This is a genomic window from Mycobacterium sp. NGS62, assembly GCF_059812285.1.
In genome coordinates this window covers 669,562-684,950 of record NZ_JCALCK010000002.1, presented here as the reverse complement: position 1 = coordinate 684,950, position 15,389 = coordinate 669,562, and the positions used below count along the sequence as shown (strand labels likewise).

General features: G+C 66.6%; 16 protein-coding genes. 5 read left to right on the top strand and 11 right to left on the bottom strand.

Translation table 11 applies throughout. The annotated features are described in order from the left end of the window. Positions 1 to 200: 200 nt before the first annotated feature. Complete coding sequence (locus tag AC5Y49_RS08285) at positions 201 to 1,511, top strand: DUF349 domain-containing protein (protein WP_499885800.1); 1,311 nt, start codon at positions 201 to 203, stop codon at positions 1,509 to 1,511. A gap of 9 nt (positions 1,512 to 1,520) precedes the next feature. Here the strand turns inward: AC5Y49_RS08285 and AC5Y49_RS08280 are convergent, their stop codons facing one another. Together AC5Y49_RS08280 and miaB are read right to left on the bottom strand one after the other, a co-directional pair. Next, a complete protein-coding gene (locus AC5Y49_RS08280; protein ID WP_499885798.1) occupies positions 1,521 to 2,102 on the bottom strand; it encodes an Rv2732c family membrane protein in 582 nt (193 codons plus the stop codon). Beyond that, positions 2,099 to 3,592, bottom strand: a complete 1,494-nt coding sequence (gene miaB / locus AC5Y49_RS08275; RefSeq protein ID WP_499885796.1) for a tRNA (N6-isopentenyl adenosine(37)-C2)-methylthiotransferase MiaB — start codon at positions 3,590 to 3,592, stop codon at positions 2,099 to 2,101. Before miaB ends, AC5Y49_RS08280 begins: the two co-directional genes overlap by 4 nt. Before the next feature lie 119 nt (positions 3,593 to 3,711). Between miaB and AC5Y49_RS08270 the strand changes: the two genes are divergently transcribed. Next, positions 3,712 to 4,182 carry an OsmC family protein gene (locus tag AC5Y49_RS08270; RefSeq protein WP_499885794.1) on the top strand — a complete coding sequence of 157 codons (471 nt, stop codon included), beginning with the start codon at positions 3,712 to 3,714 and terminating at the stop codon, positions 4,180 to 4,182. Positions 4,183 to 4,186: 4 nt separating this feature from the next. Here the strand turns inward: AC5Y49_RS08270 and recX are convergent, their stop codons facing one another. The 4 genes from recX to AC5Y49_RS08250 form a co-directional block, all read right to left on the bottom strand. Beyond that, positions 4,187 to 4,717, bottom strand: a complete 531-nt coding sequence (gene recX, locus AC5Y49_RS08265; RefSeq protein WP_499885792.1) for a recombination regulator RecX — start codon at positions 4,715 to 4,717, stop codon at positions 4,187 to 4,189. Continuing rightward, the gene (gene recA, locus AC5Y49_RS08260; RefSeq protein WP_499885790.1) at positions 4,683 to 6,827 is read right to left on the bottom strand and encodes an intein-containing recombinase RecA; all 2,145 of its coding nucleotides are present in this window, start codon (positions 6,825 to 6,827) and stop codon (positions 4,683 to 4,685) included. Before recA ends, recX begins: the two co-directional genes overlap by 35 nt. Positions 6,828 to 7,083: 256 nt before the next feature. After that, a complete protein-coding gene (locus AC5Y49_RS08255; RefSeq protein WP_499885787.1) occupies positions 7,084 to 7,278 on the bottom strand; it encodes a DUF3046 domain-containing protein in 195 nt (64 codons plus the stop codon). Positions 7,279 to 7,288: 10 nt separating this feature from the next. Continuing rightward, a complete protein-coding gene (locus AC5Y49_RS08250) occupies positions 7,289 to 8,461 on the bottom strand; it encodes a glycosyltransferase (protein WP_499885785.1) in 1,173 nt (390 codons plus the stop codon). A 41-nt stretch (positions 8,462 to 8,502) separates the two neighbouring features. Between AC5Y49_RS08250 and AC5Y49_RS08245 the strand changes: the two genes are divergently transcribed. Further along, positions 8,503 to 8,928 carry a limonene-1,2-epoxide hydrolase gene (locus AC5Y49_RS08245; RefSeq protein WP_499885783.1) on the top strand — a complete coding sequence of 142 codons (426 nt, stop codon included), beginning with the start codon at positions 8,503 to 8,505 and terminating at the stop codon, positions 8,926 to 8,928. Between the two features lie 11 nt (positions 8,929 to 8,939). Further along, positions 8,940 to 9,347 carry a DUF5313 domain-containing protein gene (locus AC5Y49_RS08240; protein ID WP_499885781.1) on the top strand — a complete coding sequence of 136 codons (408 nt, stop codon included), beginning with the start codon at positions 8,940 to 8,942 and terminating at the stop codon, positions 9,345 to 9,347. Here the strand turns inward: AC5Y49_RS08240 and pspM are convergent. From pspM to pgsA, 4 genes are all read right to left on the bottom strand, one after another. Next, a complete protein-coding gene (pspM, locus tag AC5Y49_RS08235; RefSeq protein WP_499885778.1) occupies positions 9,344 to 10,174 on the bottom strand; it encodes a phage shock envelope stress response protein PspM in 831 nt (276 codons plus the stop codon). The genes AC5Y49_RS08240 and pspM overlap by 4 nt on opposite strands. Positions 10,175 to 10,188: 14 nt before the next feature. Next, the gene (gene pspA, locus AC5Y49_RS08230; protein ID WP_499885776.1) at positions 10,189 to 11,004 is read right to left on the bottom strand and encodes a phage shock protein PspA; all 816 of its coding nucleotides are present in this window, start codon (positions 11,002 to 11,004) and stop codon (positions 10,189 to 10,191) included. Positions 11,005 to 11,162: 158 nt separating this feature from the next. Next, on the bottom strand, positions 11,163 to 11,480 hold the full coding sequence (gene clgR, locus AC5Y49_RS08225; RefSeq protein ID WP_499886339.1) for a transcriptional regulator ClgR: 318 nt from the start codon (positions 11,478 to 11,480) through the stop codon (positions 11,163 to 11,165). Between the two features lie 97 nt (positions 11,481 to 11,577). Continuing rightward, entirely contained in the window at positions 11,578 to 12,171 is a 594-nt protein-coding gene (pgsA, locus tag AC5Y49_RS08220; protein WP_499885774.1) for a CDP-diacylglycerol--glycerol-3-phosphate 3-phosphatidyltransferase, read from the bottom strand. 63 nt (positions 12,172 to 12,234) lie between these two features. Between pgsA and AC5Y49_RS08215 the strand changes: the two genes are divergently transcribed. Beyond that, positions 12,235 to 12,747 carry an amino-acid N-acetyltransferase gene (locus tag AC5Y49_RS08215; protein ID WP_499886337.1) on the top strand — a complete coding sequence of 171 codons (513 nt, stop codon included), beginning with the start codon at positions 12,235 to 12,237 and terminating at the stop codon, positions 12,745 to 12,747. Between the two features lie 51 nt (positions 12,748 to 12,798). Here the strand turns inward: AC5Y49_RS08215 and AC5Y49_RS08210 are convergent, their stop codons facing one another. After that, complete coding sequence (locus AC5Y49_RS08210) at positions 12,799 to 15,285, bottom strand: FtsK/SpoIIIE family DNA translocase (protein ID WP_499885772.1); 2,487 nt, start codon at positions 15,283 to 15,285, stop codon at positions 12,799 to 12,801. Between the last annotated feature and the right edge of the window lie 104 nt (positions 15,286 to 15,389).

The following is a 15,389-nucleotide window of genomic DNA, read 5'->3' as shown; positions in this document are numbered from 1 at the left end:
CACGAACCGATTGCCTGCCCATGTCCCACGGAGCGGTCACCGAGGCGGCAACGCGAAGGTGGGGGCGCGCCGCCTGGCAAGCTGCTTCAATACTGGTTGGGGAACCCGTCGAGGGGCACGGGCACTCCCGAGGTGCAGCAGTCGGCGCCGCAATATGCGCGGCAGGTGCGCGGGATCCGCGCGAAGGGTAGGTGACGGTGATGGTGGAAGAGCCCCGCAGCACTGAGTCCAGACCGGTTCCGCGACCGGGGCCACGACCTGGGCCCAGGCCGACACCGCGACCCTCCCCGATCGCCGCGCCGCCGGCCAGCGACCCGCACCGGTTCGGGCGGGTAGACGCTGACGGCACGGTATGGCTGGTCAGCGCCGCCGGTGAGCGAGTCGTCGGCTCCTGGCAGGCCGGCGACACCGAGGCCGCCTTCGCCCATTTCGGCCGGCGCTTCGATGACCTGAGCACCGAAGTCACCCTGATGGAGGAGCGACTGGCCTCCGGCACCGGGGATGCCCGCAAGATCAAATCCAACGCCGCCGCGCTGGCTGAGGCATTGCCGACGGCGTGCGTGCTCGGTGACGTCGATGCGTTGGTGGTCCGGCTGGCGGGCATTTGCGAACATGCCGACGCCGTCGCCTCCGCGGATCGCGCCCGCCGCGAGGAGCATCGCGCCGCCCAGATCGCCCGCAAGGAGGCGCTGGCCGACGAAGCCGAGGAGTTGGCCGCCAATTCGACGCACTGGAAAGCCGCCGGTGACCGGTTGCGCGCGATCCTCGAGGAATGGAAGACGATCGGCGGTCTGGACCGCAAAACCGACGACGCGTTGTGGAAGCGCTACTCGACGGCCCGGGAAACGTTCAACCGGCGGCGCGGATCGCATTTCGCCGAGCTGGACCGGGAGCGGTCGGTGGCTCGCGACGCCAAAGAACGGCTGTGTGAGCGCGCCGAAGAGTTGGCCGGATCGACGGAGTGGAGCGCCACCAGCGCGGCGTTCCGCAAGTTGCTCACCGAGTGGAAGGGCGTCGGTCGAGCCGCCCGCGACGTCGACGATGCACTGTGGCGGCGGTTCAAGGCCGCTCAGGACACCTTCTTCAAGGCCCGCAACGCGGCGACGGCCGAACGCGACGCGGAATTGGGAGCGAACGCCACCGCCAAGGAAGCGCTGCTGGCCGAGGCCGAAAAGCTTGACACCACCAACCTCGACGCGGCGCGGGCGGCGCTGCGGTCGATCGCCGAGAAGTGGGACGCGATCGGTCGGGTGCCGCGAGAGCGGTCGGCGGAGTTGGAGCGGCGGCTGCGCGCGGTCGAGAAGAAGGTGCGCGAGGCCGGGGAATCGGACTGGTCCGACCCGCAGGCCCAAGACCGTGCCGAGCAGTTCCGGACTCGCGCCGAGCAGTTCGAACGCCAAGCGGAAAAGGCCGAGGCGGCGGGCCGCAGCAAGGAGGCCGAAGAGGCCAAGGCGAACGCCGCGCAGTGGCGGCAATGGGCCGACGCGGCCGCTGATGCGCTGAAGTCCTGACAGCGCTGACTATTCGGGCGGCTTCTCGTCGTCCAGAGTTTCCAGCAGGGTGCGGGTTTGCTGGCTCGCGGCCGCGCGACGGCGCTGCTCCTCGGCCGCCAGCTGCACAATCGTGCGCGACCACACCACCCGGGCCCAGTGAAACGTCAGCGCCATCACGGTGATCCAGGCGACGATCAGGCCCGCCCCGGGACCGGGATACCCCACGGCCACGGTCTGGCGCGACCAGACCGCGAATAGGCCGACGGCGCTGGCCACCGCCGAGCCCGCCAGCGCGATCCAGGCCAACGTCCAGCGCCGGGTCACCAAGGCCAGCATCGAGAACCCGACGCCGAACACCAGCGCCAGCCAGCCGAACAGCCGCGACGGCAGCGCCACCGCGGCGGCCGCCGCGTCGTCGCCGCCGAACAGCACGTCCCATCCGCGGACATGGCCGGTGTGCGGCAGGATGAACGACGCCACCAGCACAACCACCAAGATCGCTACTACCAAAGCCCTTGCGCCCGGGTCGATCTCGTGGGCGATGCGCCGTTCGGCGGCTTCCAAATCTGCTCGGTAGGCTTCGAAATCCCCGCGATTCTGCTCGTTCATCGGCTGCATCCGGTCACTACCGGCGCGGACTGGCCGATGCCGGGCATGCCCAGACCGACGCCGCTCGGACGCTGGCCGGCGGCCTGCGCGTCACCGGCGCGGGTGCGGCGGTGGGCGACGATGTCGCCGTCGGCGATCAGGTGGTGGGGTGCGGCGTCGGTGACCAGCGTGGTGATGACGTCGCCGGGACGCACCTGCTGGTCTTTCGGCGCAAAATGCACCAACCGGCCATCCCGGGCGCGACCGCTCATCCGTGCGGTGCGGCTGTCTTTGCGGCCTTCGCCGGTCGCGACGAGCAATTCGACGCTGCGCCCGATCTGGGCGCGGTTTTCCTCCAGCGAGATCTGCTCCTGCAACTCAACCAGCCGCTCATAGCGTTCCTGCACCACGGCTTTGGGCAGCTGGCCGTCGAGTTCGGCGGCCGGGGTGCCGGGGCGTTTGGAGTACTGGAAGGTGAACGCGGCCGAGAACCGGGCCTGCCGTACGACGTCGAGGGTGGCCGTGAAGTCCTCTTCGGTTTCGCCGGGGAAACCGACGATCAGGTCGGTGGTGATGGCCGCGTGCGGCATCGCCGCCCGAACCCGCTCGATGATGCCCAGATAGCGCTGCGCGCGGTAGGAGCGCCGCATCGAGCGCAGGATCCGATCGGAGCCGGACTGCAGCGGCATGTGCAGGGCCGGGCACACGTTGGGGGTTTGTGCCATCGCCTCGATGACGTCGTCGGTGAACTCGGCCGGATGCGGTGAGGTGAACCGCACCCGTTCCAGCCCGTCGATGTCTCCGCATGCGCGCAACAACTGTGCGAATGCACCACGATCGCGGGGCAACGCGGGATCAGCGAAAGACACCCCGTAGGCATTGACGTTCTGGCCCAACAGGGTGATTTCCAGCACGCCGTCGGCGACCAGCGACCGCACCTCCGCCAGGATGTCGTGCGGGCTGCGGTCAACTTCCTTGCCGCGCAGCGACGGCACGATGCAGAACGTGCAGCTGTTGTTGCAACCCACCGAAATGGAAACCCAAGCTGCATAAGCGGATTCACGAGCGGTCGGCAGGTTGGACGGGAACTCCTGCAACGCCTCGGCGATTTCCACCTGGGCGACCCGGTTATGGCGGGCCCGGTCGAGCAACGTGGGCAGCGACCCGATGTTGTGGGTGCCGAAGACGACGTCGACCCACGGCGCCCTGCGGAGCACCGTGTCCCGGTCCTTCTGGGCCAGGCATCCACCGACCGCGATCTGCATATCCGGGTTGCTGCGCTTGTTCGGGGCCAGGTGGCTGAGATTGCCGTACAGCTTGTTGTCGGCGTTTTCCCGCACCGCGCAGGTGTTGAAGACCACCACGTCGGCGTCGCTGTCCTCGGGGGCCCGCCGGTAGCCGGCCGCCTCCAGCAGCCCCGCCAACCGCTCCGAGTCGTGGACGTTCATCTGGCACCCGTAAGTGCGGACCTGATAGGTCCGCCCGGTGCGTGGTGCCAGCGTCGAAGTCACGGAGCCATGGTACGGCGACTAGTAGCAGGGAAGGTGCTCCGGTCACTCCGGTGGTAGAGGCCCGGCTAGACGCGTCGGCACTCGACCGGCCGCTCCGCGCGATATGCCAGGCTGACCGGATGCAGGCATCCCAACGCACCTACCGCGCCCGCTGCCGATGGAGCGGTTCGACCGGGCTTGGATACCAGCACTATCGCCGCGAACACACAGCCAGCGCCGATTCAGCGCGCGACTCGCTGGTGCTCTTGGCGGACCCCGCATTCCTAGGCCAGCCCGGACACCTCAATCCCGAGCAACTGGTGGTGATGGCCGCCTCGTCGTGCCAGCTGCTGTCCTTCCTAGCCGTGGCAGCGCGCGCAAGAATTGACGTGCTCGCCTACGACGATGACGCCGAAGGCGTCATGCCGGACAACAACCACCCGGTCAGCATCACCCGAATCACGCTGCGGCCACGGGTCGTCGTGGCTGCAGGCCCGACCGTCGAGCAGATCCACCACCTGCTGGAGGTGGCCCATCGACAGTGCTACATCGCCAACTCGCTGCGCACCGAGATCGACATACAGCCGCAGATCGAGTTCGAAACCCTCTGAGGCTCTACACCCGCCGACGCTCTCTTTCGGCGGCCAGCTCGGTACTGACCACGTCATAGGCCATGGTTTGGCTGTAGCCGCGGCGCGCTAACATCGCGACCAGCCTGCGGCTGACTCGTGCGTCGTCGTCGTTGTTCAAAGGCTCGCGACGCAGTTTGGTCCGTACCAACTGTTCGGCCCGATCGCGCTCGGCTGCGGGTTTGATGCCGTCCAGCACCGCGGTAATCACGTCCTTGTCGACACCTTTGGTGCGCAACTCAGCGGCCAACGCGCGCTTGCCCTTTCCGGCGTTCGCCCGACGGGAGTGCACCCACTGTTCGGCGAAGTCGGCGTCGTCGACCAAGCCGACGGCGGCTAGCCGGTCCAGCACCGTGGTGCTCACATCGTCGGGGTATCCCCGTTTGGCCAGCTGGCCTTCGAGTTCGGCCCTGGTGCGTGACCTCGCGGTGAGCAGGCGCAGGCACAACGCCCGCGCCTGCTCTTCGCGGGCCGGCGCCCCGTCAGAAGTCGACGGGGGCGGGCAGGACTTCGTCATCGGTCACCACCGCGCCAATGCCGAGCTTTTCCTTGATCTTCTTCTCGATCTCGGCGGCCACGTCGGTGTTCTCCAGCAGGAAATTGCGGGCATTCTCCTTGCCCTGACCGAGTTGCTCGCCCTCATAGGTGAACCAGGAGCCGGACTTACGGATGAAGCCCTGATCCACACCCATGTCGATCAGCGAGCCTTCCCGGCTGATGCCCTTGCCGTAGAGGATGTCGAACTCCGCCTGCTTGAACGGTGGCGATACCTTGTTCTTGACGACCTTGACCCGGGTGCGGTTACCCACCGCGTCGGTGCCGTCCTTGAGCGTCTCAATCCGCCTGACATCCATGCGAACTGAAGCGTAGAACTTCAAAGCCTTTCCGCCCGTTGTTGTTTCAGGTGAGTTGTGCACCATCACACCATCGGCGAAGTAGTTATGCGAACCTTCGACCTCGATGTCGAAGCGGTCCATCTTCTGATAGTTCGTCTTCGACTCGATCTCGATGACACGTGCCGGCATCAGTTGCATCGTGGGTACAACAAACTGTGGTTCTACGTTGAACCGACCACGGAAGCGCGGCAAGAGCTTGTATGCCATCGACGGGTGCACATACGGGGCGATGAGCTCCTGGAATTTTGCGGTGGCTTGTGTCGAGAAGACCATCACGGCCTTACCCCTTGCGCCAGCATTGCGCAGTCGCACGTCCAGACCGTGGGTATCGCGCAAGTAGTCGCTAAGACGCGTCTGCGATCCTTCGCTCATCGCCTCGACGCAGATTTCGATTCGCCCGCTTCCGCCTTGAGTGCGCTGTTGCAGACCCTTGGAGCGAAGGCTGAACGACCCGTCGTCCATGTACCAGATAGCCAGCGCCAGCGGGGTCAGTGCCTTCAAGTACTCCTCGGAGAGGAACTTCTTACCATCACCCAGGTAAACCGCGCTCATTAGCTCATGAAGTTCAGAAAGCGGAGTGAAGTCTGCGAATACCGCTCCCTTGTTATTACCGGTGCGACTGTGCGAGATGTTCGCGAGTAGGGATGCCTTCCAGTCAAGGTATTCCGACTGTTTTGCTCCATGCCCCATACGGAATCGGGCGCTTTCCGAATCTTGCCGAACTGGACGAGATAGGCATCCGTCGCCCATCAAGGATCCCAATACGACTTCCCACTGCTGTTCACTTAGCATGCTCGGTTGCGCCAACATCACGCGGTCACCGACGGCAATGTCTTCGGCCTCACGCCAGCCGCCCGGAGTTCGGATGAGGTGGTTCCGAGTCATGGCCAAGCTAGCGTGGCCGCGCCCAGTCCCGCCTCCAGGCCTGTCGACCTTGAAGTGCAGGAACTCTTCCGTCTTGCCGTTGTTGAACCAGTTAGTCACCTTGCGCGGCACAATTTGGCCAGTCTCGAAGTCGTAGGACAAAACCTCGACATCCATCTTCTGGTTGACGATCTTGCCGAGCTTCTCTGTCGACCCATCGGCCAATGTCACGTTGGTGTACCAAGATCCACACCCGAACATCACACCGATCTTCTCCCGCAGCTGGTTGATGAAGATCGCGGTGGTGCCCGAATTATTGAGCGCGCCAGTCATTTTCCGCAGTGCCTGGCTCATCAGCCGGGCCTGCAGACCGACGTGGCTGTCCCCCATCTCGCCTTCGATCTCCGCCCGCGGCACCAGCGCGGCCACCGAGTCGATGACCAGAATGTCCAGCGCGCCGGAGCGGATCAGCATGTCGGCGATCTCCAGTGCCTGCTCACCGGTGTCGGGCTGGGATACCAGCAGCGAATCGGTGTCCACACCCAACTTCTTGGCGTACTCGGGGTCTAGCGCGTGCTCGGCATCGATGAATGCCGCGATACCGCCGGCGGCCTGGGCGTTGGCCACCGCGTGCAGGGCGACAGTGGTCTTACCCGAGGACTCCGGGCCATAGATCTCGACGACGCGACCGCGCGGTAGGCCGCCGATGCCCAGGGCAACGTCCAGTGCGATCGATCCGGTCGGGATGACCGATATCGGCTGACGCACCTCGTCCCCGAGGCGCATCACCGATCCTTTGCCGTAATTCTTCTCGATCTGGGCCATCGCCAGGTCGAGGGCTTTCTCGCGGTCAGGGATTTGCGCCATGGTGCTACCTCTCGGTGTAGTCGGTGTTCGGTTGACCGGTCTTGGTCAGTTGGCCGTGACGCTAGAACAGCCCACCGACAAGTCCTCGTCGTCGAACGCTCATTACAGTAACGAACGTGTGTTCGAGAGCAAGGAGGCGCGCCGAGCGCACATCGAGTCTGCGCTGAAGGCATCGAACCTGCGGTGGCAGCGCCCTAATGCAGCCAGCCGCCGCGCTGGATGCCGTCTCAGCGCAGCGGCTGCAGCCGCGAAAGGCTCACCACTGTTCGCGAGGGACATCGAAGTCCACGCACAGCGCTCGCCAGACGTCGCGCGGATCCACGCCGTCCTCGATCGCCTGTGCGGCGGTGCGCCCGTCGAACCCGCTCAGCACATGGTCGGCCAGCACCGAAGCACCGTAGGTAATACCGAATCGCATAGTGACCAGCTCGTTGAACTCCGTGAGACGCACGACGTCCAACTTACCCAGCGTGTGCCAGCGCTTCGTGGCATACCCGCACCGGATCAACCACGTCGGCGATGCTGGCTGCCGCCCGGCGGGCCGCGTCGCGGTAGCTCGGTGTCGACAGCACCTCGCCGACCGCAGCGACCAACGCGTCGGCAGTCAGCGGCCGGATCACCCGCCCGCTGCCCTGACGCGCCACCCGGTTGGCCATCTCCCACTGGTCACCACCGCCCGGAACCACCACCAGCGGCACACCGGCCAGCAGCGTCTTGGCCACCATTCCGTGCCCGCCGCCGCAGATCACCACGTCGGCATGCGCCAACAGCTCGTCCTGACGGCCCAGCCCCACCACGGCGTACGGCGGAACCGTCAACTCGGGACCGTTCAGCCTCGAGACAACGATGCGCGCCCCGGACGGCAGCTGCTTCCCCGGCACCAGGCAGTCCAGGGCGGTCTCGGCCATCCCCTGTGTTCCGGTCAGCGCCGTCGACGGCGCCACCACCACCACCGGACCGGAACCGGGCGGGACAGGCAACACGTGCTGGGTCGGTTCGAAGTGCAGTGGCCCCACCACGACGGCCTCGGCCGGCCAGTCCGGCCGGGGCACCTCCAATGCGGGCAGCGTGGCGATCAGCCGCCGCAACGGACCCGGGTCGCGGACCGGCAGACCGATCTCGGCGCGCACCGCCGCTCGCTGGCGCAGCCCTTCGCGCCAGGATCGGGCGGTCAGCGCCCGCATCACCGAGTCACGCAGCCGACCGCGAATCCCGATGCCCGGCGCGAGGCCGCTACCCAGCGGCGGCAACCCCTTCGACGGCAGGTACAGCGGATGCGGGTTGAGCTCGACCCACGGGAGTCCCATCAACTCAGCGGCCATGCCGCCGCACGCCGTGATGACATCGGACACCACCAGATCCGGCTCCAGGTCCCGCAGCTGCGGAACATTGAGCACAGCCATCCGCGCCGCCCGCTGGTGAATCTTGGCGCCGGCGTCACGGTCGTCGTCGGCCGCGGTCGGATCGAGCCCCACCAACTCCACGGCGTCGACGCCGGCGGCACGCGCGTCCTCGAGCCATTCGGTGCCGGTGAGCAGAGTCGGGGTGTCACCCGCCGCAGCGAATCGCTGGCACAGCGCGATCGCAGGAAACGAGTGCCCGGGATCCGGCCCGGCGACCACAGCGACGCGCACGGGCCTACCCTGCCACAGCGGCCGCATCTAGGCTGGTGACCATGACCGAGCAGACGATGGAAAACACCCGGACGGTCGAGACATTCCTGAACGCGTTGCAGGACGAGGACTTCGACACCGCCGAGGCCGCGTTGGCCGACGACCTGGTGTACCAGAACGTCGGGCTACCGACGATCTACGGCCGTCACCGGGCGATGAAACTGTTCCGGCGGATGGAGGGTGGCAGCACCGCTTTCGAAGTGAAGATCCATCGCATCGCCGCCGACGGCGCCGCCGTGCTCACCGAACGCAGCGATGCGCTGATCTTCGGCCCGCTGCGACTGCAGTTCTGGGTCTGCGGGGTGTTTGAAGTTTACGACGGGCAAATCACCTTGTGGCGTGACTACTTCGACTTCTACGACATGCTGAAAGCGACGGTTCGTGGTCTGGCGGCCCTGGCGCTGCCGTCACTGAAGGCGTCGTTCTAGGTACGAGTCCAATGCGCGAACGACCCAACGCTATCCAGTACATCCGTTACTGCTACGGCCACCCGCTGCCCAGCTCGATGCGCGATTGGGTGCGCAACGACCTGGCCGGCAAGGGTGCCACTGCCCGGATGATGATCCGGGTCGCCGTTCCGGCGGTGCTGGTGCTCGCCCCGTTCTGGCTGATCCCGACGACGCTCTACGTGCATGCGGGCATGACGCTGCCGATTCTCATTCCGTTCGTGTATTTCTCGCATGCGCTGAACAAGGTGTGGCGCCGCCACATGCTGCGCATGCACAATCTCGATCCCGACCTGGTCGACGAACGGGCCCGGCAACGCGACGCCCACATCCATCGGGCGTACATCGAGCGCTACGGCCCGCGGCCCGAGTCAGCGCCGCAGCGCAGCCACGACATCTAGGCCCGCGGCAACCCGCCGAGTTCGTCGAACGCCTGCGCCCAGCCGACCAGACGGTCTGTCGCGCCGACCAGTTCCTCGCGATAATGCTGCCGGGACAACGGCGAGGGCGCCGCAGCGTCACCGTTCGCGGCCGACACCAACCGTGCTGCAGCGGTGACCATTTCGTTGTACTGACGCACGCCGGTGCCCAACTGAGCGGTGAACGCGTTGATCGTGGGCACTAGGTATGTGCGTGACTGCGGAGTGAAATGCGCCGCCCGCTCCATCGACACCACTTCCGCGGCTGTCGCCGCCATGGCCGCCGCGGTCTGGTTGGCCGCGGTAGTCAGGTCGCGTATCTCGTCGGGCGGCAACATGTTGCCCCGCTCCATAACGCCCAGCAGCGAAAAGAAGCCGCGTTCGGAGGCACCCAGGGCAAACATTGCCGATCGTGCGGCCGAGCCGGGCGGCGGCAACCGGCGGGTGCTGCCGGGTCGCTGCACCGGCAGCGGCACTGCGTGCAACCACCGGTAGCGAAGCAGCAGCAGCGTCGCCGGAATCGCCTGCGCCACGGCGATCGAGCCGGTGATCACCAGCAGCAGCGTGAACCAGCCCCACGCCGCCAGCAGCGCCGTCACCACGCCCCAGAACACGCAACCGGCGCTGAAGATCAGACCCCAGCGCAATGCCCGTCGGCGGCGACGCAGCAGTCGCGCTCGCGGGTCGGTGACCGCGCTGATCCTGCGCATCACCAGATCGGAGAACTCGCCGGCAGTGTCCAGACCCCGCTGCACCAGCGTGCGCCACTGACCGGTTGCCGTCACGCGTTGACCCGATTTCACCGCCATGTCGCCCGTCCCGGCTACTGCTGACCGAGCGGCTTCTCAGCGGCGGCCGGGTCGGCGGCGGCGGCCGGTGTGCCCGGACTGGCGGCATTGCCGCCGGCGGGTAACGCGTCACCGCGCATCGACGCGCGGATCTGCTCCAGCCGCGAATGCCCGGCCATCTGCACGCCGGCCTGCTCGACCTCGAGCATGCGGCCCTGCACCGAGTTCTGCGCGAGTTCGGCGGCGCCCAGCGCGTTGGCGTAGCGGCGTTCGATCTTGTCGCGTACCTCGTCAAGGCTGGGGGTGTTGCCGGGCGCGGCGAGTTCGCTCATTGACCGCAGCGACGCGCTGACCTGCTCCTGCATCTTGGCCTGTTCGAGCTGGCTGAGCAGCTTGGTGCGCTCGGCGATCTTCTGCTGCAGCACCATCGCGTTTTGCTCGACGGCCTTTTTGGCTTGCGCGGCGGCCTGCAGCGCTTGGTCGTGCAGGCCCTTGAGGTCTTCGACGCTCTGCTCGGCGGTCACCAACTGGGCCGCGAACGCCTCGGCGGCGTTGTTGTACTCGGTGGCCTTGGCGGTGTCTCCGGCAGCGGTGGCCTGGTCGGCCAGCGTCAGCGCTTGGCGTACGTTGACCTGGAGTTTTTCGATGTCGGCCAGCTGCCGGTTGAGCCGCATCTCGAGTTGGCGCTGATTGCCGATCACTTGGGCGGCCTGCTGCGTCAACGCCTGATGGGTGCGCTGCGCTTCCTCGATGGCCTGCTGGATCTGGACTTTCGGGTCGGCGTGCTCGTCGATCTTCGCGTTGAACAGCGCCATCACGTACTTCCACGCTTTGACGAACGGATTGGCCATCTGTTTAGCTCCGCCTTCTTTCGTGTCTGCCGGATGGGGCTGGTGCGCTAGCCCTGCTGCTCAATTTATCGGCTTGGCGCCGATGGCCACACCCTCGGCGCGCAGACGCTCGACAATGTCGGCGCGGAAACCGCCCGGCGCCGGCCGGATCGCCACGCTCAGGCGATGGCCAGCGAGACCACCGGTGGGATGACGACCAAGGTGTCGGCGTCGATGTTGGCGGCGCTGGACGTGGTGTGTTCTTGGCGGGCCAGGCGCTCACCGGCGCCGACGAGCAGGTCCGACAGCGACACCTCCAGCGCATCGCAGATGGCGCTCAGCAACTCGCTGGACGCTTCTTTGCGGCCGCGCTCGACCTCGGAGAGATATCCCAGGCTGACCCGGGCGACGTCGGAAACTTCGCGCAGGGTGCGGCCTTGTGAAGTCCGGGCCCGGCGCAGCACGTCGCCGATGACCTCACGCAACAATGGCGGCATTGTGCACTCCTTGGTCCGGTCACGCAGATTGACACTGGTCATCTAGGTCAACGCCACGCGGGTCGGCATTGGTTCCCCGTGCACAGGCCCTATCGCCTCAGGGCGCAGACCGTCCCCGGACGTCTCGTACGGCGGACGCGACGTAGTCCACACCGGTGACCACGGTCAGCACGATGGCAATCGCCATCACCACCGTTGCCAGGACCAGCCATGATCCGGACAACGGCAGCACGAACAATCCGATGGCCACCGCCTGCACGAGCGTCTTCAGCTTGCCACCGCGACTGGCGGGAATGACGCCGCGGCGCAGCACGGCGAACCGCAGCACGGTGATGCCGACCTCGCGCACCAAGATCAGCACGGTGACCCACCACGGCAGGTCGCCGAGCATCGCCAGCCCGATCAGCGCCGCTCCGATAAGCGTCTTGTCGGCAATCGGGTCGGCCATCGTGCCGAATTCGGTCACCATCCCGTAGTTGCGGGCCAGCGCGCCGTCGAAGCGATCGGTGATGACCGCTACCGCGAAAATCACGAAAGCCACGATGCGGCTGGGGGTTTCGTGTCCATCCCCGGCAAACAGCGCCAACAGGAAGACCGGAACCAACACCAGACGCAGCAGCGTGAGCATGTTGGCGAGGTTGGTGACGCGCACACGCCGGACCATCGGACCGGTTTGAGGCTGCCCCGTCACGGCATCAGAATATCGGTTGCCCCTCGGATGGGCCGAAACCGATACTCTGCACCCGTGAACGCAGTGGGGGGTCCACGCGCCTACCGGCCGGCCGTCCGGCGCGCACGGACCTCCGATGTGCCGGCGATCAAGCGACTCGTCGACACCTACGCCGGCAAGATTTTGCTGGAAAAGAACCTGGTGACGCTGTACGAGGCCGTGCAGGAGTTCTGGGTGGCCGAACACGAGGGCGAGGTGGTCGGCTGTGGAGCGCTGCACGTGTTGTGGTCGGACCTCGGCGAGGTGCGCACCGTCGCGGTCGACCCGAGCGTGACCGGCCGGGGTATCGGCCATGCGATCGTCGACCGCCTGCTCGAGGTGGCCCGCGATCTGCAATTGCAGCGGCTGTTCGTGTTGACCTTCGAGATCGAATTCTTCAGCCGGCACGGTTTCGCCGAGATCGACGGCACCCCGGTGACCGCCGAGGTCTATGAGGAGATGTGCCGCTCGTATGACATCGGTGTCGCCGAATTCCTCGACCTGAGCTACGTCAAGCCCAACATCCTCGGCAACACCCGCATGCTGCTGGTGCTCTAGCCGCCGAGCGTGAAACTGTTGCGAGAATCCGGCCGAAAATTCACAACAGTTTCACTTTCGGCGCTGGTCGGCGTCCTCGGCGTCCTCCCCGCCGCCCCGGATCGACGTCAGCGTCGCGGCCAGCTCGTCGGGTTTGACCAGGACCTCTCGGGCCTTGGAGCCCTCGGACGGCCCGACGATGCCGCGGGTCTCCATCAAGTCCATCAACCGGCCGGCCTTGGCAAAGCCGACCCGCAGTTTGCGCTGCAACATCGAGGTGGAGCCGAATTGACTCGACACCACCAGCTCGACGGCCTGCAGGAACACGTCCATGTCGTCGCCGATGTCGGGGTCGACATCCTTGCGTTCCCCGGTGGGCTTCGCGGTGGTGACGCCGTCGGTGTACTCGGGTTCGGCCTGTTCTTTGCACGCGGCGACGACGGCGTGGATCTCCTCGTCGGTGATGAACGCCCCCTGCAGGCGGAGCGGTTTCCCCGCCCCCATCGGCAAGAACAGCCCATCGCCCATCCCGATCAGTTTTTCGGCGCCCGCCTGGTCGAGGATCACCCGGGAGTCGGTGAGCGATGACGTGGCGAACGCCAGCCGGGACGGCACGTTGGTCTTGATCAGGCCGGTGACCACGTCGACCGACGGGCGCTGGGTGGCCAGCACCAGATGGATACCGGCCGCGCGGGCCTTCTGGGTGATGCGCACGATCGCGTCCTCAACGTCGCGGGGCGCGGTCATCATCAAATCGGCCAGCTCGTCGACGATGGCCACCACATACGGATAGGGCCGGTACTCGCGCTGGCTGCCCAGCGGCGCGGTGATGGCCCCAGAGCGCACCTTCTCGTTGAAGTCGTCGATGTGGCGCACCCGGGAGGCCTGCATGTCCTGGTAGCGCTGCTCCATTTCCTCGACCAGCCAGGCCAGCGCGGCAGCCGCTTTCTTGGGCTGGGTGATGATCGGGGTGATCAGATGCGGAATGCCTTCATAGGGCGTGAGTTCCACCATCTTCGGGTCGATCAGGATCATCCTGACCTCCTCGGGGGTGGCCCGCGCCAGCAACGACACCAGCATGGAGTTTACGAAGCTGGACTTACCGGATCCGGTGGAGCCGGCCACCAGCAGGTGCGGCATCTTGGCGAGGTTGGCGCTGATGAAGTCGCCTTCGATGTCTTTGCCCAGGCCGATCACCAGCGGATGGTGGTCGCGACGGGTCTCTCGTGCGGTGAGCACGTCGGCCAGGCGCACCATCTCCCGGTCGGTGTTGGGCACCTCGATGCCGACCGCGGATTTACCGGGGATCGGGGCCAGCATCCGGACACTCTCGGTGGCCACCGCGTAGGCGATATTGCGGTGCAGCGCAGTGATTTTCTCAACCTTCACGCCCGGGCCGAGTTCGACCTCATAGCGGGTGACAGTGGGTCCGCGGGTGCAACCGGTCACCGCCGCGTCGACCTTGAACTGCTGCAGCACCGACGTGATCGCGTCGACCATCTGCTCGTTGGCGGCGCTGCGCCGCTTCGGCGGATCGCCGGCGACCAGCAGACTCAATGGCGGCAGCGTGTAGGGCCCCTCGACGACCCGATCGGTGACCTGCGGTTCGCGTTTGGCTTTGCGACGGCTGCGTGCGACGGCAGGCTCCGGAACCGTTGGGGTGTCGTCGGCGGCGACGGGCTGGTCGCGGGATGGCCACGCCTGCGGTTCGTCGTCGCCGTAGCTCACCGGGTCGTCGTAGTACCCGTCGGAAAAGTCCTCCGGCGCAGCATCTTCGGCTTCCGGCTCGTCGTACTCGGATTCATCCGGGTAGTCGTAGCCGAACAGCCGGGTGCCGAACATGGCACGCACCGTGTCGGGCACCTCGCGGATCGTGGTGCCGGTCAACAGCAGTAGTCCGAACACTGCGGCGATGAACAACAGCGGTGCGGCGATCCACTTGCTCAATCCGTCCGAAAGCGGTCCCCCGATGGCGAACCCGACAAAGCCCGCCGCGTGCTGGCGTGCCTCCGGCGCACCGGGCGAGCCGGCCCACAGATGCCACAGCCCCAGCACCGGCAGCGCAACCATCGCCGAGCCGAGCACCAGCCGCGGCCGGGCGTCCGGGTCGGGCTCAGTACGCATCAGCAGCACCGCCACCGCGGCAGTGACCACCGGCAGCACCACCACGGCTGATCCGATGAACGTCCGCAACACGGAGTCAACCCACGCTCCTACCGGGCGGGCTGCGTCGAACCACGAGCTGGCGGCGATGACGACGGCAAGCGCCAGCAGGGCCAGCGCGATGCCGTCGCGGCGGTGGCCCGGGTCGATGTCACGGGCCCGGCCCACCGACCGCGCGGTGGTGCCGGTGCCCTTTGCCAGCATCAGCCAACCGGCGCGCACCGCGCGCCCACAGGTCAGCCCGGCCGTGGCAACCAACGACGGGTTGCGGCGCTTGGCGGGCGCTGACGGCCGCCGCCGTGGCGATGCTGAGCGCGTGGATCGGGCGCCGCGCCGCGGCGTGGCCTTTGACCTGCTCGTTCGGGCGCCGGATCGGGCCACGGTCTTACTAGCCATGTCGGCAAGCCTAGTCGCAAGTGCACCATCTGCACCATCCGCCACACTGGTAACCTGCACCTGGCTACCGGGACAGGCGGAAAGCCTGAGTAGGGTGACAGCCG

Excerpts from the sequence above, each read along its gene's own strand:
- AC5Y49_RS08285 (WP_499885800.1), top strand. The coding sequence starts at position 201 with ATGGTGGAAGAGCCCCGCAGCACTGAGTCCAGACCGGTTCCGCGACCG.
- AC5Y49_RS08280 (WP_499885798.1), bottom strand. The coding sequence starts at position 2,102 with ATGAACGAGCAGAATCGCGGGGATTTCGAAGCCTACCGAGCAGATTTG.
- AC5Y49_RS08270 (WP_499885794.1), top strand. The coding sequence starts at position 3,712 with ATGCAGGCATCCCAACGCACCTACCGCGCCCGCTGCCGATGGAGCGGT.
- recX (WP_499885792.1), bottom strand. The coding sequence starts at position 4,717 with ATGACGAAGTCCTGCCCGCCCCCGTCGACTTCTGACGGGGCGCCGGCC.
- recA (WP_499885790.1), bottom strand. The coding sequence starts at position 6,827 with ATGGCGCAAATCCCTGACCGCGAGAAAGCCCTCGACCTGGCGATGGCC.
- AC5Y49_RS08245 (WP_499885783.1), top strand. The coding sequence starts at position 8,503 with ATGACCGAGCAGACGATGGAAAACACCCGGACGGTCGAGACATTCCTG.
- AC5Y49_RS08240 (WP_499885781.1), top strand. The coding sequence starts at position 8,940 with ATGCGCGAACGACCCAACGCTATCCAGTACATCCGTTACTGCTACGGC.
- pspM (WP_499885778.1), bottom strand. The coding sequence starts at position 10,174 with ATGGCGGTGAAATCGGGTCAACGCGTGACGGCAACCGGTCAGTGGCGC.
- pspA (WP_499885776.1), bottom strand. The coding sequence starts at position 11,004 with ATGGCCAATCCGTTCGTCAAAGCGTGGAAGTACGTGATGGCGCTGTTC.
- clgR (WP_499886339.1), bottom strand. The coding sequence starts at position 11,480 with ATGCCGCCATTGTTGCGTGAGGTCATCGGCGACGTGCTGCGCCGGGCC.
- AC5Y49_RS08210 (WP_499885772.1), bottom strand. The coding sequence starts at position 15,285 with ATGGCTAGTAAGACCGTGGCCCGATCCGGCGCCCGAACGAGCAGGTCA.